Raw genomic sequence first — 293 nt, 5'->3', positions numbered from 1 at the left:
TCGTACACCTTCACATCCCCGCCCTCGCCCTTGGGCGTCAGGTTGGTGATGGTCACCCCGTCATCGTCGTTCTTGATGGTCAGGGTCAGGGTCGCCGTGCTCACGTCTCCGTCCGCATCCGTCAGGGTGTAGGTGAACACTTCGCTGCCCACCCCGCCCCCGGTCAGCGCCTTGAAGTCACCGTCGTTCGGGTTGAGGGTGTAGGTGTAGGTGCCGTTGGCATTGAGCACCAGGCTGCCGTAGGTCCCGCTCAGGGTGCCCGCGGTCACCGCCGCGCCATCCGCCCCCTGCAC

The 293-nt window shown here is 66.2% G+C and carries 1 protein-coding gene; it reads right to left on the bottom strand.

Annotated features, from left to right (window positions below):
• On the bottom strand, positions 1-293 hold a 293-nt coding region (locus J9892_RS21560), incomplete at both ends, for a VCBS domain-containing protein (RefSeq protein WP_210538953.1).

This window comes from Aeromonas sp. Prich7-2 (genome assembly GCF_017939255.1).
GTDB classification, from domain to species: Bacteria; Pseudomonadota; Gammaproteobacteria; order Enterobacterales; family Aeromonadaceae; genus Aeromonas; species Aeromonas caviae.
Note: the sequence above shows the minus strand (reverse complement) of the source record. Positions and strands in the feature narration are given on the sequence as shown.